This is a genomic window from Ensifer sp. GW821-FHT05G01 (assembly GCF_059419585.1).
Genome location: NZ_JBWKSC010000001.1, coordinates 1146450 through 1166801 on the forward strand (window position 1 = coordinate 1146450; position 20352 = coordinate 1166801).

Below are 20352 nucleotides of genomic sequence, written 5' to 3' on the forward strand. Positions count from 1 at the left end.
GTCCTTGCGATTTATGCTCGAAATGGCCTATGGTGCGCAATCATGTGCCAAAATGGCCTCATTGGAATATCAGCTATGCCAAATCTGGATAAATTCGATCTCGCGATTCTCAAGATCCTACAGGAGGATGCGCGGGCAACGAACGTGGAGATTGCCGAACGTGTCAATCTGTCGCCGTCTCCTTGCCTGCGGCGTATCCGCAATCTGGAGAAATCTGGCATCCTGCGTGGCTATCGGGCTGATATCGACCGCAAGGAGGTGGGGCTTGGGCTGACCGTTTTCGTAGAGATCAAGGTCGGCCAGCACAGCCGCGAGAATGCCCAGCGTCAGCAGGAGGCACTGCTTGCCATTCCCGAGGTCGTGTCCTGCTTCCTGATTTCAGGAAATGCCGATTTCCTGGCCGAAGTCGTCGTCGAGGACCTGTCGGCCTATGAGACCTTGCTGACGGAGACGTTGCTGGCGATGCCCGGCGTGACGGACATTCGCTCCAATTTCGCCATCCGCTCGATCAAGACGGGCGGCCCGCTGAAGCTGCCGGAGTAGGGCTGAAAGCAGGTCGGCGATAGCGAAACCGGGCTCCCATCTCCCGCAGGCGGCAGGTTAAGTTTTTGTAAGGCACTGGAAACGGCGCCGATTGCGCTTATCTCATCGCGGTGGCCGCCCCCGTGTCACGGCAATGGAGCCAGTAAGCCTTTCATGAAAATCAAAGCGATCTTCAATCGGGACGGTGGAACCTTCCGAACGACGGACATGACGGCCTATGGCAGCAAGGTTGAGGCAATCTTTCGCGACGCCGGCCACCAGATCGAGATCGCGACCGTCTCGGGTGCCGAGATGCAGCAGGCACTCGAAAAGACCTGCAGGCGCGACGATCTCGACGCGATCGTCGCTGGTGGCGGCGATGGCACGATTTCGGCAGCCGCCGGTGTAGCCTGGAAAACCGGCATGCCGCTTGGCGTTGTCCCGGCCGGGACGATGAACCTTTTTGCGCGCACACTGAAATTGCCGCTCGATATCTGGAAGGCGCCGGAGGTTCTGGCGCAGGGCACGATCATCGATGGCGACATCGGCAGCGCCGACGGCCGCGCCTTCGTGCACCAGTTTTCGATGGGGCTGCACGCGCGCATGGTGCGCTACCGTGAGTCGTTCAGCTTTCGATCGCGGCTGGGCAAGATTACGGCAAGCACGCGTGCTGCCGTCGGGGTCATCCTCAATCCGCCGGATTTCGAGATCGAGTTCGACGTGGATGGCCATCATGAAAGCCGCCACGTCTCGGCGGTGTCCGTGTCGAACAATCCGTTCGGGCGCGATACGCTGATGTATGCGGACGATGTGACGGCCGGCCACCTCGGTTTCTACACTGCGCCGCCGCTCAGCCCGCCCGGCGTTGCCAAGCTGGCGCTCGACGTGCTGCGCGGCAAGTTCCGCGACAATCCCGTGATTACGGAAATGAGCGGCCATGCGCTGGACCTGCATTTCCCCAAGGTCGATCGGAAGATCAACTGCGTGATCGATGGCGAACTTCTGCCGATGGGGCGGGACGTCGCCCTAAGGATCCATCCGGGCGAACTGAAATTGCTCGTCGGTGCCGATAGGCCTGGTTCTTAACCCCGGGGCGGTCCGTGACCCCGGGGCCAATCGATCGCTCCGGGGCTCGGCCACGCGCCTGAGGCAGCCGATGCTGTCGTCGTGGTCGTCCTTGCCGTATGGCGCAGGAGCAATTGGCTGGCGCCAACTTCCATTTGCCATGCATCGCATCCGCCGTCGCGGACACGGTGCGACTGTGGAGAGAGCCGGAAGGGTCGTTACCGATTATTGGAACGACGTCTCGTAAAAGCTTCTGAGCTTGCGGGAATGCAGCTTTTCGGGCGGCATCGAAGCCAGCTTCTGCAGAGCCAGAATACCGATCTTCAGATGCTGGCTGACCTGCGTCCGATAGAAGGTCGTGGCCATTCCCGGAAGCTTGAGCTCGCCGTGCAGCGGTTTGTCGGAAACGCAAAGCAGGGTGCCGTAGGGTACCCGGAAGCGGAAGCCGTTGGCAGCGATCGTCGCCGATTCCATGTCGAGCGCGATGGCGCGCGCCTGAGACAGGCGCTTGACCGGTCCGCGCTGGTCGCGCAGTTCCCAGTTGCGATTGTCGATGGTGGCGACGGTGCCGGTGCGCATGATCTGCTTGAGATCATAGTCGCGGTAGCCGGTGACTTCGGCGACGGCGTCCTGCAGCGCCACCTGAACCTCGGCAAGTGCCGGCAGTGGGATCCAGACCGGCAGGTCGTCGTCCAGCACATGGTCTTCGCGCATATAGGCATGGGCAAGCACATAATCGCCGAGGCGCTGGCTGTTCCTGAGACCGGCGCAATGCCCGAGCATCAGCCAGACGTGCGGGCGCAGCACGGCGATATGGTCCGTGATCGTCTTGGCGTTGGACGGGCCGACGCCGATATTGACCATTGTGATGCCGCCATGGCCCTTCTTCTTCAGATGGTAGGCGGGCATCTGCGGCAGGCGGGCGAGCGTATAATCCGTTTCGGGCTTGTCGGCGCCGGCGGGCGTGATGATGTTGCCGGGTTCGACGAAGGCAGTGTAGCCATTGCCGCCTTCCGCCATCTGCTGGCGTGCCCAGGCGCAGAACTCGTCGATATAGAACTGGTAGTTTGTGAACAGCACGAAGTTCTGGAAATGCGTTGCACTCGTCGCCGTATAGTGGCTGAGGCGGGCCAGAGAATAGTCGATGCGCTGGGCTGTAAACGGTGCCAGCGGCGAGGGTTCGCCCGGGCCCGGTTCATAGGAGCCGTTGGCGATCTCGTCATCAGTCGTCGTCAGGTCCGGCGCGTCGAACAGGTCGCGCAGCGGAATATCAATGGAATCGCCGGCCGATGCTTCGACGTGCGCGCCTTCCCCAAACGCAAAATGCAGCGGGATCGGGGTCGAGGATTCCGACACGGTGACGCCGAGGCCGTGATTGCGCATCAGGTGCCCCAACTGTTCCTTCAGATAGTGCCGGAACAGTTTCGGTCGCGTGATCGTCGTGGTGTAAACGCCCGGTGCGCTGACATATCCGTATGACAGGCGGGAATCGACATGGCCGAAGCTGCTGGTTTCGATGCTGACCTGCGGGTAGCAGGCGCGATAGCGCGTCATCGGAACGCCGTTCTTGCCCAGCCCCTCGAAAGCCTCTGTGAGGAACCGGGTATTGCGATCGTAAAGTGCCTCCAGGCAATCGACCGCGGCCGTCGGATCTTCGAAGAACTGTGGCTCGAACGGGTCGGGTGTGGAGACGGAAAGGACGGAGTGTGAAGAGATTCGCTTGTTCATGTCGCATTATAGGCTGCGGCTTCTGACAAGCAAACGACAAGATGCGGCATGCACAACCGCACCGATCAGAACAACTTTAGCGCGGTCCGGCGAGAATGATGGTGCTGCCGACGAGGGCGACGGTCATTCCGGTCAGATCCCAGCGATCGGGCTTGATGCCTTCGGCGAGCCACAGCCATAGAAGCGACGCGGCGATATAGACCCCGCCATAGGCTGCATAGGCGCGGCCGGCCGCCTCGCTGTCGATCAAGGTCAGCAGCCAAGCAAACAGCGCCAGCGACGCCACGCCCGGGATCAGCCACCAGATCGGCCTGTCGAGTTTCAGCCAGGCCCAAAAGGCGAAGCATCCGGCAATCTCGGCGAGGGCGGCAAGCGAATAGACGGCATAGGCTGGCATAGATGGCGGATCCTTTCACGCGTGAAAGGACAGGAAGGCGTTTGGCGATGCAAGAGAGGAAGGCAAAATAAAAGGCGCCGGTGGCGCCTTCGGTCAGCTCATGGATTGGCGCTGCAGCGTCACGAAGAGAACGAGGCCGGCGCCCTGCTTGCCGATGCCGAGGCCGTTGGCCTTGCTATAGGCGAGCGCCCCAACCGGCGCCATCAGCAGGCTGGCAAGTGCAAGAACACGCAGCGAGAGAAAGGCGGAGGTGGAAAGGGCGGCCAGCATGTCGGTCTCTCCGTTAGAGCTTGGCTTGGCAGTATTGCGCCGTATGCGCGGTGCAATCGGTCAGCGAGCCGAGATAGGTGTTGGTGCGGCGACGTTCGGTGTCTGCACTGACTGCGGCGGCAAGGGTCATCGCGAAAACAACCATCAGAAGGCTGATAATGGTGAGGCGCCGAGCAAGAATGTCCATGGTTCTGTCCGTTGGTCTGGAGGCGGTTCAAATCGATTGAGTGGGTTTTCGCACAACCAAACTGAACTCTTGCTGATATCGCCGTTCATCTGGCGTTCATCTTGCGATTGATGTCGCCGTCATTCTCGCGGGTAGGGCGCGGCAAACTCGGTAATGAGGCAGTGGGTGGCGTTGGGTTGACGGCTCGATGGGCCCGTCCTTGCAAAAACAAAACCCGCCGAAAATCTCGGCGGGCTTGTCGATGATCGGAGGGCATCCGAGGGGCACCCATTTTAGAAGGATCGTTCCTGGAGAATCCCGCTCTTCAATAGATTCACCGAAGGCCGATCGGGTACTCTGGAATTCAAGTACCGGAGCGTGCTTTGTGCGCCCTTCTGAAGGCCCGGCGGTCTAGAGGCGCGACCAGGTCTGCGTTTTGCAGAGAACTTTGAGCACGCATCCCTTCATCTTTAGCGAGTTGCCGTCGACCGCACCGGAACCGCTATAGGTCTTGTCGGTTTCCGGATCGGTGATTTCCCCGGAATAGTTGCCGCCCGTGCCGGTCAGGTTGCCGATCCGCTTGCCGACGAATTTGCCGGTCTTCAACGTGACGCAGTAGGCGCCGCCGCAAGGGGCGATTTCGGCCGTCGCGCCGGTTGCGGTCTTCCAGTTGCCGACGATCGGTTCGGCGGCAGCAGCCGTTCCGGCAACGCCGACAGCGAGAGCCGCTGTCATGATCAAGGTACGTATCATTCATTCCTCCAGATAGAAGTCGCCGGCGCGGTCCGCTTCGCCGGCATCTCTGCAGATATCCTCGTTTGAAAGGCAGTCTCCTCACCGCCGCGGGCAAGATAGCTTACGCGTACGTAAAGGTAAACTGGCTTGAACGCACCCGTTTATGCTTTTTCTTTGCCGGTTTCCGGCGGAGAAAAATCGAGGAAACACAGCATCTGCGGGTTGGGTCCTTTTTTCGTGGTTACCATTTGGTTGAAATCGGCGGTTGAATATTTCGTAAATTTTTATGCGAATGCGCTGAATTTCCGGCCTTTCGATGTTTAACAAAAACTCAAGTTTACCAAGTGTTTGAACTTTGTTTGTCTCAAATTAATCATGCATTTTAAGCGCGTATTGAAGGCCGTGCCGCATAGTAAGACCCATAAGACGAGCGGAGAAATTCACTCCGCCGAATGACCGAAGATGACGCTGCAAAAGACGGCGCGGTTCGGAAAGGCCCGCAAAGAGGCACGGTCGAACAGGGACCAAAAACAAATGCTGATCTGGAGCATGGTCCGCCTCTAAAGGGCGGGCCGCTTCGGAAAACCAACCAGGCAAAACAGGGACAAGACAATGGCACGCTTTGATATGCAGGTTGCTTCGAATACCGCGATGGGTGGTGAAAACCAGGCGGACGTCTTCTGCGAGATGGGGCTGGCCTATGCCACCGGTCGCGGTCGTCCGGTCGATCTGGTGGCCGCCCACAAATGGCTGAATATCGCCGCGATCAAGGGCTGCGACCGCGCCGTCGATCTGCGCGCTGACCTTTCGATGACCATGAGCAAGGCCGATCTGGCCGCCGCTCTTCGCGCTGCCCGCGAATGGATGACGGTTCACTGAGAAACAGGCGGGGCTCGCGCTCCCGTCCAGCGGCGCCCGCGAGCGGGCAGGCGCCGGATATATGACCTACTGGCCGCCAGCCAGTTTCGCCATAACGTTGGGCAAGGCTGCTTCCAGCAAATCCATCTCCGCTTGCGGGCCGGTGCTGACGCGAATGCAGCGGTTGAGCGGAGCGACGCCGGGCATGCGGATGAAGATGCCGTGGTCGCTCATCAGCGTATCGACGATCGCGCGCGCATAGACCGCGTCGCGCCCACAATCGATCGCAACGAAATTGGTGGCCGACACGAGCGGCGACAAGCCGTTGTGTCCAGCGATCTCAGCGATGCGTTCGCGCGAACCCGCAATCCGCGCCGTGACCGTTGCCAGATAATCCTGATCCGCGAGTGCCGCGACTGCTGCTGCGACGCCGATCCTGTTCATCCCGAAATGATTGCGGATCTTGTCGAACGCCTGGGCGGTCCCGGGCGTGGTGATGATGTAACCGACCCGCGAGCCCGCAAGCCCATAGGCTTTCGAGAAAGTCCGGGTTCTCACGACATTGGGCATGTCGATGAACGCGTCGGTCGCCGGCAGGGCTTCCGCCGGCGCCGTCTCGCAATAGGCCTCATCCAGAATGAACAGCGTGGTTTCCGGCAACGCCTTGGCGAATTCGACGATACGCTCGGCCCCCCACCAGCTTCCCATCGGGTTATCAGGGTTGGCGAAGTAGACGAGCGGGGCGTTCTCCTTTTTGACCGCAGCAAGCAAGCCGTCTAGATCCTCGCGATCGCCGACATAGGGCACCGTCACCAGCCGTCCACCATGCCCGACGACGTGGTAGTTGAACGTCGGATAGGCGCCGAACGAGGTGACGACCGGCATGCCGGGTTCGATCACAAGCCGCACGATCTGGCCTAGCAAGCCGTCGATGCCTTCGCCGATCGCAATGTTGGCGGCCGAGACACCAAGTCGAGTGGCCAGCGCCTGCTTCAGATCATGGTTTTCCGGGTCCGCATATTTCCACGTTCCGGTCGCCGCCTCCCGCATCGCCTGCACGACGCTTTCGGCAGGCCCGAAGCCGCTTTCGTTTGCACCGATGCGGGCCGCGATGGCGCGTCCGCGCTGGCGCTCGATGGCCTCGGGTCCGACAAACGGAATGGTGGAGGGCAGGGATTGGATGAGTGGCGTGAAACGAGTAAAGGCGGACATGCTGGATATAGGGCCCCGTTCGAACAAAGTTCGCGGAACTTACTGCATAATTCCCTAAATCGGAATCGATTTGAGGGCAAAACGATGCCACGATTCAAAGTGTTGCAGCAACGTTTGCCCGCCTAAGCGGACACGCAGCCCTGCAACGCATGCTTTGGTGATGCGGAACAGCCTTGATGAGAAAATAGCGACGCGGATTGTAGCGCTTCGACGGGCGAGAGCCAGCAGGGCAAGACCTAGCGGCGCTTGGGTGCTTTGGCGTTCTGGCCGGTAAAGAATTCCTGCCGGATGATCTCGCGCAGCAGGGTCTGTTCGATCGGCTTGATGAATTGCACGCCGATGCGCTCGCCGTTGCGATAGACCTCGGCGCAGCCGATGCGAAGCGACGTGCCGATGATGTGGAGATAATAATGCTGTGGTAGGCCGATCGTGGTCTGCACGGCAAAGCTCGCGCCGCCACGCGAGATGTCGATCATCCGACAGGTGCGGACCGACACGCTGCCAAGCCCCGGCTGTACCGTCGTCAGGGTGGCGGCATGGCCGATGGAAAAGCGTTCGTATCGACGCTCGTAGAACGGCGAGGGCACGCAGGAATACATCGTCTGCTGCATCTGTCATTCTCCGCCTGCGCCGGATCGCGAAATGCGATCATTCGGCCTTCGATCGTGGGCAATTCATTTGTCCACGCTTAATCCTCGCGTGAATGCCGAGGTAAGTCGAGTGCAGTTTCGGTGCAGAAGTTTGCAATCCCCTGAAGGAGATCGATAAAAATGTAACGTCGGTCGTTTTCCTTGAGGCGAAGGCGGCGGGGCTCAAAAACCACCGCTTGAAAATTGCATGCGGATCAGCCGGCTGACGAAGTCCGGGGCGAGCAGCATGTTGAAGCGCACGCCAAGCTCAGCACCGCTACGATGGACCTGAGAGCAGCCGATCTCTTCCTTGAACCCGTCGATCTGGAGGAAGAAGTGTTTCGGCACCATCAGCGCGGCATTGAAGTCGAGCATGGCGCCCGCGATCGAAATGTGACGCAGCAGGCATTGATATTTGGTCTTTGCCTTGAGGTGCTGGCCGATGATCAGGATTCGGCAGGGACGCTCAATGAAGTAATGTTGATACGTGGTTGCCAGCTGCCCTGGCTTCGCTTCCGCGACATGCATTTTCATCGACATGGCAAGCTCCGATAACGCATAGCCTTTCCTTGGCGCAGGAGATGCATCGCGCCCGCCCGGAATCACCCGGCGCAAGAGATGCGGCGTCTGAGTTAAGGTTTCCGACTTGCTTCGACCTTGCGGCGCAGGCCGGAGGACGAGGCTCAAAAAATATGGCGAACGGGGACATTGAAAGCCTCTGGCTCATACGTAATAGTTTCATCAGGGCATGACTGTGGGGCGGTGGCATCGTTCCGAAATGCCGGCAATGGGGTTGTGCGCCTCCTGTCTCCTGCTCCCGAAGAGCCAGGATGTGAGGGAGCGCCGGAGGGAAGAGCATGATTACGGGGCAACTCCCGCGGTGGCGTTCATTCGTCATTCTTTTCGTGGCCGTGCTGGCCTTTGCGCCGACGGATGTCCTGGCCGCAAAACGCGTCGCCCTGTTGATTGGCAACGAGAAGTATGAGGCGACCTCGCAACTCAACAACCCCGCCAATGACGTCGAGCTGATGAAGGCCTCATTCGAGGAGGCCGGTTTCGATTCCGTCACCACGGTCCACGATGTCGGGCGCCAGGCTATGGTCAAGGCGCTGCGGGATTTCGAAGACCTGGCAACGGGCGCCGATGTGGCGATTGTCTACTATTCCGGCCACGGCATGGAAATGAACGGCCAGAATTTTCTTCTGCCGACCGACGTAAAATTGCAGACGGACAAGGATATCGAGGACGAGGCGGTCGGGCTCGATCGGGTTCAGCGTTCGCTTGAGGGCGCGACCAAGCTCAAGCTGGTGATTCTTGACGCCTGTCGCAACAATCCGTTCGAGCAGAGCATGACGCGCTCGATCTCGACGCGGGCAGTTTCGCGAGGTCTCGCGCGGGTTGAACCGGAATCGGCCGACCTGCTGGTCGCCTTTGCGTCCAAGGCCGGCACAGTGGCCCTTGACGGCGAGGGGAAGAACAGCCCCTTTGCCACGGCGCTTGCCAAGTATCTCACAGAGCCGGGCGTCGATGTGCGGATCGCCTTGGGCAAGGTGCGCGACGAGGTGGTTTCTGTCACCAACCGCGGCCAGGAGCCCTTTGTCTATGGATCGCTCGGTGGCGCGCAAATCTTCCTGAACATAAAGGAAGTCAACATCAGCATCACCAACAACGGCGAGCAGCTCTCGCCGAACAGCCAGTCGGCCGCTGCCGCCGACTGGCAGAATATCCGCGATCTCGCCGACAAGGACCTGATCGCCGCCTTCCTCGCCAAGCATGGATCCGATCCGGTCTACAAGATGCTGGCGGAGAAGAAGCTGAAGCTTTTGAGCGAGGCCGAGCAGACATCGAGCGTGACACCTGACGAAATCGCCTGGGATGCCCTGAAGCAATCGACCGATGCCGCAGCCCTCACGCGATTCCTCGAGCGTTATCCCGACAGCAAGCATAAGGCGGAGGCGGAGCAGCAGATCGCGGCCCTCGAGCCGCAAAAGGGCCTCAACATCTCGCAGACCGGCAAGGACACGCAGGCCTCGCGCGACTGCTATCTGCTGGCAGGCGAACCGCAGTCCATGCCCGGTTTCGTCGGTGTGAATTTCCTGAAGCTTGATTCGGCGCGCGCACTGACCGCCTGTGCCCAGGCGGTCAACGAGAACCCCGACGACATGATGCTCGTCAACATGCTAGGACGAGCGCAGGACGCCGGGCGCGATTACATTGAGGCGCGCCGCAATTACCAAAAGGCCGCCGACGGCGGAAATATGTATGCGTTGACCAACCTGGCCTGGTTCTCCGTCTACGGCACCGACGGGGCCGTCGATGTCGATCAGGGCAAGCGAATGTTCGAGCAGGCGGCAAAGGCCGGCAATGCCTATGGCCAGGCATCGCTCGGCTGGCTTTATCGCGAGGGTTATGGCGGCATTGCCCAGGACTACGAGGAAGCGGCGAGGTGGTATCAACTGGCCGCCGACCAGGGCTACGCCAATGCCATGGCGACCGTCGCGTGGTTCTATAGAGAGGGGCTTGGCCTGTCGAAGGATCTGGCGCAATCGCTCGCCTGGTACAAGAAGGCAGCCGAAGGCGGCGACGTCAACGCGATGTCGTCACTCGGTTGGGCCTATCAGAACGGGCTTGGCACCGAGCAGAACTATGTGGAAGCCAAGACCTGGTATGAAAAAGCGGCCAATGTCGGTGACTCCTATTCGATGGCGTTGCTTGGCTGGTTCTACGATGTCGGCACCGGCGTCGCCCAGGACTATGCCCAGGCGCGCATATGGTACGAAATGGCAGCGAATGCCGGCAGTGCCTACGCGATGGGAAATCTGAGCCGTCTTTATGACTATGGGCTCGGCACCAAGGCGGATGCGAGGGAGGCTGTGCGCTGGGCGGCGGCCAGCGTCGAGGGTGGTGACCCGGCCAAGCTTCAGGAATTGAAGTCCCAGCCGAGCAATTTCACGCCTGCCTTCCGCAAGGAAATGCAGGCGCTGTTGAAAGACCGCGGCCTTTACAGCGGTCCCGTCGATGGGGACTTTGGAGCGGCGACGCTCGATGCGATCGACAGGCTCTCCCGGAAGTCATGAATTGATCCCCGGCAGCAAGCTCTTGATCAGGGCGCCACTGGCATTCTCCGAGCAGGGGAGGCATCGCAGGCCATGAGGTGCCTCTTCAGGGCCGTGACGGGGGTCCGTTCTTCGGGTGCCCACATGAAAATTCGCTCATTTCCCAGAAACCGACAAAAAAATCTTGCATTGCCCGCGGTCTGACACTAGTCAGGCGCTAACGGAGAGGTGGCCGAGTGGTCGAAGGCGCTCCCCTGCTAAGGGAGTATACCCGGAAGGGTATCGAGGGTTCGAATCCCTTCTTCTCCGCCATTATTCTTTTGGGCCACAGGCGATCCCAATTTCATCCGATTTTTCAAAGATTTGAAGCAGTCCCTAATGAAGGGGTCTGTTGTTGCTGTGACTCAGTCGAGTAACCCAGACATGTCTTGGGACACATTCGGCTAGGATTCGAGAAGACGATAAAGGCTGTCGGCCAGATGTCCGCCCTTTCGGGGCAGCCCGTCGAGATCGCGTACATTGAAGCGCCCCCCAGTCACGCACGATCTGCAGGATCACACTGCCCAATCGGGCGGCATCTGAGCGCCCGCCGCCGTCATGGATCGAGGCAAGCGCCATGAGCCGACGAGCTTGGCTCGCATCCGTTGTCTGTCGGGCCGAAAGGCGCAGCCTCTCCCCTTCAAAGTCCGCCCGGAACGAAACCGCTGAACCCATCGCAAACCTCCTGTTTGCACCCTCGATCGAGATTCGTCGGCTTTTGGGTATCCCGTCAGCCAATATCAATGAGGTTTGGTATTACGCGCTAATTCCTTCAGTATCTGCAGTCCGTTAGCTCTGTGGTTCTGCCAAGAGATTTGAACTTAGAGCGTAGTTTTGGGATTCTATGCCGATCACAGGCGATGTTGAGCGACATAATGCTTTAGTGATGGCGTGTATGGCTTCTGCCGCGACCTTCAGATTTGTGGGCGTTACATAGGGGAGTGTGATGAAGAAGTTGCTGCTGTGCATTTTGGCAGGTTTGGCGCTTGCTGGCTGTTCATCGACTCAACAGGGTGCCGGCATCGGCGCAGCAACCGGTGCAGTCGTTGGTGGCGCTGTGAGAAACGACGTCCGTGGTGCGGCCGTTGGCGCTGCGATCGGCGGCGTGTCAGGGGCGATCATCGGAAATGTGGCTGGCCAACCGGGCCAATGCCGGTTCCAGGATCGTAATACCGGCCGTGTATATGTTGCGCCCTGCCCACGTTGAACCGGCGTGTCGCGATAACGATCAATCGTGCTCGGCGGCTGCGGAGTACACTTCGAGGATCGTTCAAACCGGTTCTGTGACGCGGATTCTTCCTGCGCGGCTCCTGTGGTCGGCTTCCCTGAAAAGTGATTGGTGCGGAATGTTGGCCTTCAGGCCGGGGAGCCTAGTCGGGCTTTCCGGATAAGACATCAGGCCGGCGGCCTCGGCTGTCGGGCTGGGTGCATGCCAAACCGGTGTCCAACCACCGCCAAGAAAGCACGCGACCCGAAATGCGAGATTCCAGCGTCCTCCCGGGACGCGCCCTTTGGCTCAACGGAGGCACGATATGGCCACTGCCAATGCCGCATCCAAGACCACGATGCAGAGATTTCTCGACGCTGTCGAGAAGGTGGGCAACATGGTTCCCCACCCTGTGGTCATCTTCCTCATTCTCATCGGCATTGTCATCGTCCTTTCGGCTGTGCTCGGCGCTTTTGGAGCGGCGGTCACCTACGAGCGCATCAACCCGGATACGCACGAGATCGAACAGGCATCGACGGCAATCCGCAGCTTGCTGAATGTGGAGGGCATCCGCTTTCTCTACTCGTCGCTCATTCCCAACTTCATGAGCTTCACCGCCGTCGGGCTGATGATTGCTGCCATGATCGGCGCGGGCGTCGCCGAGGAATCCGGTCTGGTCACCGCGCTGATCCGCAAGCTTGTCATAGTCTCACCGCGCTGGGCGCTGACCTATATTCTGGCCTTCGTCGGCATCCTGGCAAGCATCGCGGCTGACGCTGGTTATCTGGTGCTGATCCCGCTTGCCGGTGTTGCCTATCTGGCTGTCGGACGACATCCGCTTGCGGGCCTCGCGCTCGGCTTCGCAGCCGTGGCCGGTGCCTTCACGGTCAACATGCTGATCAAGCCTCTCGATGCCGTCCTCGTCGAATTCACCAACGATGCGGCTCATCTTGTCGATCCCAACCGGTCGATCGGCCTGGCATCCAATCTTTGGTTCTCAATCGCCTCGGTGGTGTTCCTGACGGTCGTGATCGCTTTCATTACCGATCGCATCATCGCGCCGCGGCTGGGAGAGTATAATCCTGAGGCCGCCGAAGGCGGTGTTCAAAATCAGGGAGCGACGCTCTCCGAGCAGGAATCGCGCGGTCTGCGCTTTGCTCTTTACGGGCTCATCGCCCTCCTTGCAGTGTTCCTCCTTCTGACCATCCCGAGCGGCGCGCCGCTGCGCAATCCCACCACCGGCGAGCTCATTGGCAATTCACCGTTCATGAACGGCCTGATTGCCCTGATCATGCTGATCTTTCTGGTGACGGGATGGACTTACGGCATCGGTGCCGGAACGATGCGAACCTTGGCGGAGGTGATTGCGGCGATCGAGAAGTCGATCAAGAACATGGGTGGAACGATCTTCTTGTTCTTCGTTCTCAGCCAGTTCGTTGCCTATTTCACCTATACCAACATTGGCACGGTCATGGCCTTGAGCCTATCGGGTGCCCTGCAGGCTGCCAATATCGGGCCGCTGCCGCTCCTGATCGGCTTCATCGTCGTCGTCGCGATCATCGACCTGCTGCTGACAGGGGCGATTGCAAAATGGGCAATCTTCGCGCCTGTCTTTGTGCCGCTGTTGATGAAGCTCGGCGTAGAGCCGGAAGCGGTTCTGGCGGCCTATCGTGTCGGCGATTCTCCGATGAACGCCATCACCCCGCTCAACGCCTATTTCGCGCTCGTTGTCGGTTTCGCCCAGAAGTATGACAAGTCTGCCGGCGTGGGCACAATCGTCTCGATGATGCTCCCCTATGTCGTGCTGATGTTCGTGCTTTGGACGGGCCTCTTTGCGGTCTGGAAGGCACTTGGCCTGCCGTGGGGCCTGTGAGGGTCCATTGGCAACTCTGATCGAAACACCATGCAAACAATCGGATGGATATCATGAGCAACATCTCAATTCCTCTCGACGTCGCCGCAGCGGAAGAACATCTGATGCGATTCCTCTCGGTAGAGGGCGTTACCGGACAGGAAAAGAACATCGGTCTGGCTGTGTGTGACGCCCTGAAGAAAATCGGGGTGCCGGACTCAGCCATTCGCTTCGATGACGTCAACAAGCGCATTCCGTTGCCGACCGAAACGGGCAATCTGATCGTGGATATTCCGGGAACGCGGCCCGGACCACGGCTGCTCTTTTCCACGCATCTCGACACGGTACCGCTTTGTGCCGGCGCTAAGCCAAGGCGCGAGGGTGATCGCATTGTGTCTGACGGGACCACCGCGCTCGGCGGCGATGCCCGCACCGGCGTTGCCCTTCTTGTGGTTGTTGCGGAGACATTGATCAAGCAAAAGCTGCCGCATCCACCGATCACCCTGCTGTTCACTGTGCGTGAAGAGAGCGGGCTCCATGGTGCAAGGGAACTCAACCCCGCTGACCTCAATGGCGCGGTCATGTGCATCAACGTCGATGGCCAATCGGCTTCGGATCTGATCGTAGGTGCGGTCGGGCAGGAGAATTGGGAAGTCGAGATCACGGGCAGGGCGTCGCATGCGGGCGTTGCGCCGGAGAAGGGTATCTCGGCGACGCTGGTCGGAGCAATGGCGCTCGCCGAGGCGAAGCGCAGCGGTTGGTTCGGCAAGGTGGTCAAGCCGGACGGCCGAGGCACGAGCAATATCGGCATCTTCGGCGGCAAGAACGACAAGCCTGCCGGCGACGCCACCAACGTCGTAACCGATTACGCTTTCCTCAAGGGTGAGGCGCGCAGCCCTGAAGCCGCATTCGCCACGAAAATCGCCAACGGCTACAAGGAAGCCTTCTCGAAGGCGCAGAGCGAGGTGACGGACGACAAGGGCGATACGGCCGAGGTGAAATTCAGCCACAAGCCGTCTTATCCGCCGTTCGAACTGGGCAAGGACACGCCGATCGTCAAGCGCGCGACCAAGGCGCTAGGGATCCTCGGCATCGAGCCGGTTTACGTCTTTTCCAATGGCGGCCTGGACGCCAATTGGCTCGACAAGCACGGCGTGCCGACCATCACCATCGGTGCCGGCCAGGCCGAGATTCATACCATCAAGGAGTACGTCAATCTCAAGGAGTACGAGAAAGGCTGCCGCCTGGGCATCCTTATGGCGACCTTGGATGACTAGTGGTTTCGCTGGGCTGTTCGCCGGTGGAAGAGGGCGCCTCTGCGGTCGATCCCTGACCTGACAGTCATCAAGGCCACGTCAGGTCCGGAGGCCGTTGACTGCTCGAGGCGAACTCACCGGACGTAGTGTGTATGTCGACGTTGCGTGGACAGCGCGGCTGTGTGGTTTGGACGGCCCGAAGGGGCCAAATGAGGAGCGGAGCGATTGAGCCCGATAGCATACACCGCCACCATCATCGCCGTTGCCGTCGTTCTGTTCGTCTGGAACAAGCTGCCGGTTGTGTTCGTGGCGATGCTGACCGCATTGGCGCTGTGGGCGACCGGTGTTCTCACACTTGGTCAGGCGCTTGGCGGATTTGGTGATCCGGCCGTCATCTTTATCGCATCGCTCTTCGTCGTCAGCTCGGGACTCGAGGTCACCGGTGTGACGGCCTGGGCCGGGCAACTGCTGATCCGCGGCGCGGGCGAAGAAAGCCGCACGCGCCTCCTGCTCCTGACCATGGTGCTCGTCTCGCTTCTCACCGCGCTTATCAGCGTCAACGGTGCCGTTGCGGCGCTTCTGCCTGTGGTGGTCGTCATCGCTGTCCGCCTTCGGCGGAATTCCTCGCAGCTGCTCATGCCGCTCGTCTTTGCGGCGCACGCCGGCTCCATGCTCGCGCTGACGGGAACGCCGGTAAACGTGCTGGTGTCGGAAGCAGCCATCGATGCGGAGGGGCGTGGTTTCAGCTTCTTCGAGTTCGCCCTTGTGGGTGTTCCGCTTCTGGCCGGGACGATGGCGATTATCGTGCTGTTCGGGAAGCAGCTTCTGCCCGAGCGCAACGGTGCCACCATGCCTGCCGACTTCAGTCAGCATGCAAAGACGCTCGTCGAGCAATATGGCCTGGCGAGTGGAATCTATCAGATGCGTGTGCGCGCAAGCTCGCCCTTCGTGGGTGCATCATCGTCCGCAGTTGATCTTTCTGCCTATCCAGGGCTGCAGCTCGTTGCCATTCAGGAGGGTGAAACGGCCGGTCCTATCAGGCGGCAGCAGCTGGTCGAGGGGGATCATCTGCTTGTGCGCGGCGAGGCTGAAAGCGCCGCCGTATTCGCCGCCGAGATGCATCTCGCCTTTCGTGACGAGAAGGCGGGGGGGCAAGGCGAGGAAACGCTTTTCAATCGCAGTTCAGGCCTAGCTGAAGTCGTCATCCCGCCACGCTCCGGGCTCATTGGCGAAACCGTCTTTCCGGGCATGGTTACCGACAGCGGCGACTTGATCGTTCTGGCGGTGCAGCGCGCCGGGGCGCAAATCGCAGCCGGAAGCGCAACCAGGGATGCGGGTGGTATCGTGCTGCAGGCCGGCGACACGATGCTTCTGCAGGGAACCTGGAAGGCGCTTGACGTTCACCTGGATGATCCGGACGTGCTGGTGGTCAATTCGCCGGAGCTCGTCCGCCGTCAAGCTGTTCCAATGGGACCGGGCGCACGCCAGGCGGTCATCATTCTGTTCGCCATGGTTCTGCTTCTCGCCACGGGCCTTGTGCCGCCCGCAGTGGCCGGCCTGCTCGCTGCCGGTGCGATCATCTTGTCGGGGATCATGAGCGTCGAGCAATCCTATCGCGCTGTCGGCTGGACGACTGTGATCCTCGTGGGTGCGATGATGCCGCTGTCCACTGCCATGGTGCAAACAGGCGCGGCAAAGCTGATGGCAGAGCATTTGGTCAACCTCGTTGGGGATGCCGGCCCGATCGCACTGCTCGCCGGTTTGTTCGTCCTGACGGCGATCATGGGACAACTGATCAGCAACACCGCAACCGCACTGATCGTTATTCCGATCGGCGTGGCGGCAGCGACGGCCATGGGTATTTCCCCGCGTCCGGTGCTTATGAGCACCGCTGTGGCGGCGGCAGGGGCGTTTCTCACTCCCATTGCAACACCGACCAACCTGATGGTGATGGGGCCGGGTGGTTATGCCTTCACCGATTATTGGAAGCTCGGATTGCCTCTGCTGATCTGGTTTTTCGTCGTCTCCGTGTTCATCGTACCGTTGATCTGGCGCTTCTGATCTTCGGGGGCGCCACGTCAGCTGACTGATCTGCCGCTCGCTGCAGCCGGTTTGAGTTGCCGTAGCTGTTTCAGGGACAAACACGCAGCAATTCAAAGCGCTGCCGCGACCTTTGCGCATCCAGAAAGACGAGCGGCGTCGGCCTGAAGCGGGCTGCATCGATGCGCTTGCTCGCGATCAGCCTATTTCGATTTGACCAGCCCTGAGAACCCGGCCACGGCCAGAAGGCTCAAGGCCCAGCCTATGACCGACTGGAAAAAGTAGTATCTCAAGGTGAATGTGCCTGTCGGCTTCAACGAGTTCGCTCGCCAGAACTCCTTTTGTCCGATCGACAGCACCGGCAGGAGAACATCCAGCGAATACATGATCGAATTGAATTCCGGGTAGCTGGCAGCTTCCGGCTGATTGCGAAAACAGGAAAGCTGGTTCTCTCCGGCGTCGGCACGTCCGGCCAGGACTTGTGCACTTGACGGCATATAGCGGCTTTCGCTCCGCTCGATATCGCACAAGGTCCATTCAAGCGATCGCAGGATAACTGGACTGTTCGGTTTCATCGCGCCATTCTGGTAGGCGAAAGCAAACACGCCTGCGCCTATCGCCCAGAAAAGCGTAAGCCAAACCAACGCCAGCAGCGGCTGGCGCCCATAGCTGAGCGTTCCCGCCAGTATGGCGTCTATGGTGGCCAGCATGGCGCGCAACACCGGATTTCGCGTGCGTGCCCGGCGCGCGCGGCGTTGCAGGCGTTCCTTGGTGATCAGAACGGCGCGGGCTTCCTCGTCGTGGCCCATCTCTCGCAGCACCATCGAAAGCTGCTCGTAAGGCTGCGGCCAGAAATCCGCCTTCCATCGATCCGGGGTTTGCCGTGACAGCCAGTCGAGCCGACTTGCCGCATCGACAGGGCCGCCGATGAAGGCGCCGTATTGGCAACGGTTCAGCAACAGATCGCCGCGCTGTGGCCAGCTTGCCTGTTCGTCGTCGATCGCTCCCATCGTCGTGGCCGTCAAGTCGAGCGTACCGACAACAGACGCGTTCTGCCGCAGGAAGAACGCGCCTGCGATCGTGGTGCGGTTGAGGCTCAGTGCATAGCCGCCGGGCTGGGAGAGCGACGTCGAAGTGCAATCGACGTCTCCACCGAAGCGGGCGCCCAGCACGCGAACTTCGCCGATGATGGTCGCGCCCCGCAAGGCAAGGTCGCCCCCTGCCACGATTGCATCGCCGTTCAAGGCAATTTCGCCGGGGCGCTCGATGCGAGCCCCCATTGCGTTGACGTCGCCGTCGAGGCGAGCCGCCGAAAGGTTGATCCCGCCGCGCACATTCGCGCCGCGCAGGAGAATGCCGCCTCGGGTTTCCAGGCCACCGGCGTCGAGCGCGATTCCGGAAGATGCAGAAATCGACGCGCCGTCCGCCTCGATGTTGCCGCCGAGGCGTGCGCCCGGGATCCGGATTTCGCCGGTTATCGTCGCGCTGCGCAGGGAGACGCAGCCGCGTGCTTCGAGCCGTTCGGCCTGCAATCCGGGCAGGGCCGAGCCATCCAGGAACAGGTTGTCGATGATGGCGGAGCGCAGCACCGGGGATGCTTCGAAGTGGCAATCCTTAAGACCGATATCGCGGGGTATTCGGCATCCCTCGAGGTCGAGAATGCCGGTGATCCAGGCTCCGCTCAGCCGCAGCCCCTTCTCGTGCAAACGCAGGCCGTCCTTGCCAAGAATGAGCAGGCGCAGAAGATCCGCGCGCACGATCCGCTCGGGGTCTTCCCGCTCCGGCCGCAAGCCGTCGCCCAGCCTGTCGAAGTCGCCGAGCTGCAGGTGGGCAACGACCTTGGCTTCGGCGGCGCTAAGTGGATGGAAACTGGCAGCGGTCGGGGCGACGGGAACGGCAGATCCATTCTCCGGGGCTTTCTCGTTCATGAGCCTGGCATCCGTGTTGCGCAACCTATGGAGGCTTGCCGCTCGGTCGGTCGCCACGAGCCCGCCTGTGGCATTCGCTGCGGCCGGCAGGCAGTCATGACGCGTCTGTTCATGCGATCGTTTCCTCCGCCATGACGCTTGCCCCTATCCCTTTCGGATCCCAGGCGCGGTTTTGCCGTAACGCAGACCGCATCCATACCAGCGATGCGAACCGCGATTGTCCCGAACATGCCCTCCGACGCAGCGGGCTTCGACGACCGAACCATTTGATCGCGCGGCGCGTTGCCGGTTCGCTGCTGGTATTGTGAGTGATTGATTTCCCCGTTTTAAAGGCGGGTCAAGAGGTGTTGGCTGCCGCAGGTGACCTTGGGTGTCGAAAAGCGCAACGATGCGGCGGCGTATCGGACCAGAAGCAAAGTTTCTGGATTCAGTGCCGATCACAGTTCGACCCAGGCGATGCTAAGCTATCGAAATCATGCATCAATGCCCATCCGGACCGGCTCATGCACGGCATTCGGATTGAGGCCAGCCGGTGGGGGAGTGTGAGTTGAGTTGCCTGCCTTGAGTGCGCGCTACCAATCCTTCATCACCTGCCGAAAGCCTGCGCGATGCAAGAAGACCACGAAACAACGCAGCGACGCCTAGTGGGATTTCCGGAGAGCCTGATCGTTCTCTGGGGCTTTCTGTTCGCTGTCTGGCTGGTGATCAATTCCTCGGTTGAGCCGCCGATCGTCGTAATCGGCGCGCTGGCATCACTGGCCTTGGCCGCGATATTCGTGCGCCGCGGCGATGTCTGGAGGATTGGGCTGACGCCGCGCAAGGTCTTCCATTTCATCGCTTATACTGGGGTCTTCCTCGTCGAGCTGGTCAAAGCCAACATCGAAATGTTGCGCTACGTCTACGCACCGCGAATTGATATTCGCCCCGGCATCGTCAAGGTCAAGATGCCGCTCAGGTCGCCGATAGGCCGCCTGGCTTTGGCCAATTCGATCGCGCTGACGCCCGGCTCGCTTGTCATGAACCTTGAGGGCGATGCGCTGTTCATTCACTGGCTTGACGTGAAAACCACCGACCCGGATGAGGCGACCCGAATGATCATCGGACCCTTCGAGAAGCACCTGGGAGCGGTTTTTGGCTGAGATCATCCTGCAGATCGCCGTCGTTCTGATTTTCTTCAGCATCGTCTTTGGCGTCGTACGGCTGGTTGTCGGGCGCACCACGATCGACCGGGTCGTTGCCATCGATATGCTGTCGGTGGTGACGATCTCGCTGATTGCGCTCTACGCCCATATTTCGGGGCGCTTCGTCTACATCGATGTCGCCCTTGTCTATGGGTTGCTGAGCTTTCTCGCGGTCCTCGCTATTGCTCGCTATCTGGAAAAGGGGCCTTGA

19 protein-coding genes and 1 tRNA gene are annotated in these 20352 nt (G+C 60.3%); 11 read left to right on the plus strand and 9 right to left on the minus strand.

The window, feature by feature from the left end; genetic code table 11:
- The first annotated feature begins 75 nt into the window (after positions 1-75).
- Together AC07UR_RS05570 and AC07UR_RS05575 are read left to right on the plus strand one after the other, a co-directional pair.
- Entirely contained in the window at positions 76-543 is a 468-nt protein-coding gene (locus AC07UR_RS05570; protein WP_053246850.1) for an Lrp/AsnC family transcriptional regulator, read from the plus strand.
- A 153-nt stretch (positions 544-696) separates the two neighbouring features.
- The gene (locus AC07UR_RS05575; protein ID WP_173419395.1) at positions 697-1608 is read left to right on the plus strand and encodes a diacylglycerol/lipid kinase family protein; all 912 of its coding nucleotides are present in this window, start codon (positions 697-699) and stop codon (positions 1606-1608) included.
- Positions 1609-1812: 204 nt separating this feature from the next.
- Here the strand turns inward: AC07UR_RS05575 and AC07UR_RS05580 are convergent, their stop codons facing one another.
- From AC07UR_RS05580 to AC07UR_RS05600, 5 genes are all read right to left on the minus strand, one after another.
- A complete protein-coding gene (locus AC07UR_RS05580) occupies positions 1813-3315 on the minus strand; it encodes an AMP nucleosidase (RefSeq protein WP_209787018.1) in 1503 nt (500 codons plus the stop codon).
- 76 nt (positions 3316-3391) lie between these two features.
- The gene (locus AC07UR_RS05585) at positions 3392-3712 is read right to left on the minus strand and encodes a YnfA family protein (protein ID WP_209787016.1); all 321 of its coding nucleotides are present in this window, start codon (positions 3710-3712) and stop codon (positions 3392-3394) included.
- Positions 3713-3805: 93 nt separating this feature from the next.
- Entirely contained in the window at positions 3806-3982 is a 177-nt protein-coding gene (locus tag AC07UR_RS05590) for a hypothetical protein (RefSeq protein WP_162174731.1), read from the minus strand.
- A 13-nt stretch (positions 3983-3995) separates the two neighbouring features.
- Positions 3996-4169 (minus strand): hypothetical protein, encoded by a 174-nt coding sequence (locus AC07UR_RS05595; protein ID WP_115420674.1) that lies wholly within the window; start codon positions 4167-4169, stop codon positions 3996-3998.
- Between the two features lie 390 nt (positions 4170-4559).
- Positions 4560-4901, minus strand: coding sequence for a DUF2147 domain-containing protein (locus AC07UR_RS05600; protein WP_176351896.1), 342 nt, complete (start codon positions 4899-4901; stop codon positions 4560-4562).
- 594 nt (positions 4902-5495) lie between these two features.
- Here AC07UR_RS05600 and AC07UR_RS05605 point away from each other — a divergent pair.
- On the plus strand, positions 5496-5762 hold the full coding sequence (locus AC07UR_RS05605; protein ID WP_065787316.1) for a sel1 repeat family protein: 267 nt from the start codon (positions 5496-5498) through the stop codon (positions 5760-5762).
- A gap of 66 nt (positions 5763-5828) precedes the next feature.
- Here AC07UR_RS05605 and AC07UR_RS05610 read toward each other — a convergent pair whose 3' ends face one another.
- From AC07UR_RS05610 to AC07UR_RS05620, 3 genes are all read right to left on the minus strand, one after another.
- The gene (locus AC07UR_RS05610; protein WP_209787014.1) at positions 5829-6953 is read right to left on the minus strand and encodes a pyridoxal phosphate-dependent aminotransferase; all 1125 of its coding nucleotides are present in this window, start codon (positions 6951-6953) and stop codon (positions 5829-5831) included.
- Between the two features lie 236 nt (positions 6954-7189).
- Positions 7190-7564 (minus strand): PilZ domain-containing protein, encoded by a 375-nt coding sequence (locus tag AC07UR_RS05615; RefSeq protein WP_176351898.1) that lies wholly within the window; start codon positions 7562-7564, stop codon positions 7190-7192.
- Positions 7565-7765: 201 nt separating this feature from the next.
- The gene (locus AC07UR_RS05620; RefSeq protein ID WP_173420979.1) at positions 7766-8122 is read right to left on the minus strand and encodes a hypothetical protein; all 357 of its coding nucleotides are present in this window, start codon (positions 8120-8122) and stop codon (positions 7766-7768) included.
- Between the two features lie 317 nt (positions 8123-8439).
- On the opposite strand from AC07UR_RS05620, the gene AC07UR_RS05625 reads away from it, so the two are divergent.
- The 6 genes from AC07UR_RS05625 (at position 8440) to AC07UR_RS05650 (ending at position 17053) form a co-directional block, all read left to right on the plus strand.
- Complete coding sequence (locus AC07UR_RS05625) at positions 8440-10659, plus strand: caspase family protein (RefSeq protein ID WP_209787012.1); 2220 nt, start codon at positions 8440-8442, stop codon at positions 10657-10659.
- 201 nt (positions 10660-10860) lie between these two features.
- Positions 10861-10950 (plus strand) — tRNA-Ser (locus AC07UR_RS05630).
- A 673-nt stretch (positions 10951-11623) separates the two neighbouring features.
- Positions 11624-11884 (plus strand): YMGG-like glycine zipper-containing protein, encoded by a 261-nt coding sequence (locus AC07UR_RS05635; RefSeq protein ID WP_173419408.1) that lies wholly within the window; start codon positions 11624-11626, stop codon positions 11882-11884.
- Between the two features lie 325 nt (positions 11885-12209).
- On the plus strand, positions 12210-13757 hold the full coding sequence (locus tag AC07UR_RS05640) for an AbgT family transporter (protein ID WP_173419409.1): 1548 nt from the start codon (positions 12210-12212) through the stop codon (positions 13755-13757).
- 53 nt (positions 13758-13810) lie between these two features.
- A complete protein-coding gene (locus AC07UR_RS05645) occupies positions 13811-15013 on the plus strand; it encodes a M20/M25/M40 family metallo-hydrolase (protein ID WP_412728306.1) in 1203 nt (400 codons plus the stop codon).
- A 204-nt stretch (positions 15014-15217) separates the two neighbouring features.
- Positions 15218-17053: an SLC13 family permease gene (locus AC07UR_RS05650; RefSeq protein ID WP_209787008.1), complete on the plus strand. Its 1836-nt coding sequence runs from the start codon at positions 15218-15220 to the stop codon at positions 17051-17053.
- A gap of 182 nt (positions 17054-17235) precedes the next feature.
- Here the strand turns inward: AC07UR_RS05650 and AC07UR_RS05655 are convergent, their stop codons facing one another.
- A complete protein-coding gene (locus AC07UR_RS05655) occupies positions 17236-18960 on the minus strand; it encodes a hypothetical protein (protein ID WP_209787006.1) in 1725 nt (574 codons plus the stop codon).
- A gap of 608 nt (positions 18961-19568) precedes the next feature.
- Here AC07UR_RS05655 and AC07UR_RS05660 point away from each other — a divergent pair.
- Both AC07UR_RS05660 and AC07UR_RS05665 read left to right on the plus strand, forming a co-directional pair.
- Entirely contained in the window at positions 19569-20099 is a 531-nt protein-coding gene (locus AC07UR_RS05660) for a Na+/H+ antiporter subunit E (RefSeq protein WP_209787003.1), read from the plus strand.
- Complete coding sequence (locus AC07UR_RS05665) at positions 20092-20352, plus strand: MrpF/PhaF family protein (RefSeq protein ID WP_077503993.1); 261 nt, start codon at positions 20092-20094, stop codon at positions 20350-20352. The genes AC07UR_RS05660 and AC07UR_RS05665 overlap by 8 nt, the downstream gene beginning before the upstream one ends.

Excerpts from the sequence above, each read along its gene's own strand:
- AC07UR_RS05620 (WP_173420979.1), bottom strand. The coding sequence starts at position 8,122 with ATGTCGATGAAAATGCATGTCGCGGAAGCGAAGCCAGGGCAGCTGGCA.
- AC07UR_RS05595 (WP_115420674.1), bottom strand. The coding sequence starts at position 4,169 with ATGGACATTCTTGCTCGGCGCCTCACCATTATCAGCCTTCTGATGGTT.
- AC07UR_RS05655 (WP_209787006.1), bottom strand. The coding sequence starts at position 18,960 with ATGAACGAGAAAGCCCCGGAGAATGGATCTGCCGTTCCCGTCGCCCCG.
- AC07UR_RS05575 (WP_173419395.1), top strand. The coding sequence starts at position 697 with ATGAAAATCAAAGCGATCTTCAATCGGGACGGTGGAACCTTCCGAACG.
- AC07UR_RS05600 (WP_176351896.1), bottom strand. The coding sequence starts at position 4,901 with ATGATACGTACCTTGATCATGACAGCGGCTCTCGCTGTCGGCGTTGCC.
- AC07UR_RS05625 (WP_209787012.1), top strand. The coding sequence starts at position 8,440 with ATGATTACGGGGCAACTCCCGCGGTGGCGTTCATTCGTCATTCTTTTC.
- AC07UR_RS05605 (WP_065787316.1), top strand. The coding sequence starts at position 5,496 with ATGGCACGCTTTGATATGCAGGTTGCTTCGAATACCGCGATGGGTGGT.
- AC07UR_RS05640 (WP_173419409.1), top strand. The coding sequence starts at position 12,210 with ATGGCCACTGCCAATGCCGCATCCAAGACCACGATGCAGAGATTTCTC.
- AC07UR_RS05635 (WP_173419408.1), top strand. The coding sequence starts at position 11,624 with ATGAAGAAGTTGCTGCTGTGCATTTTGGCAGGTTTGGCGCTTGCTGGC.
- AC07UR_RS05610 (WP_209787014.1), bottom strand. The coding sequence starts at position 6,953 with ATGTCCGCCTTTACTCGTTTCACGCCACTCATCCAATCCCTGCCCTCC.
- AC07UR_RS05585 (WP_209787016.1), bottom strand. The coding sequence starts at position 3,712 with ATGCCAGCCTATGCCGTCTATTCGCTTGCCGCCCTCGCCGAGATTGCC.
- AC07UR_RS05580 (WP_209787018.1), bottom strand. The coding sequence starts at position 3,315 with ATGAACAAGCGAATCTCTTCACACTCCGTCCTTTCCGTCTCCACACCC.
- AC07UR_RS05570 (WP_053246850.1), top strand. The coding sequence starts at position 76 with ATGCCAAATCTGGATAAATTCGATCTCGCGATTCTCAAGATCCTACAG.
- AC07UR_RS05590 (WP_162174731.1), bottom strand. The coding sequence starts at position 3,982 with ATGCTGGCCGCCCTTTCCACCTCCGCCTTTCTCTCGCTGCGTGTTCTT.
- AC07UR_RS05615 (WP_176351898.1), bottom strand. The coding sequence starts at position 7,564 with ATGCAGCAGACGATGTATTCCTGCGTGCCCTCGCCGTTCTACGAGCGT.
- AC07UR_RS05660 (WP_209787003.1), top strand. The coding sequence starts at position 19,569 with ATGCAAGAAGACCACGAAACAACGCAGCGACGCCTAGTGGGATTTCCG.
- AC07UR_RS05645 (WP_412728306.1), top strand. The coding sequence starts at position 13,811 with ATGAGCAACATCTCAATTCCTCTCGACGTCGCCGCAGCGGAAGAACAT.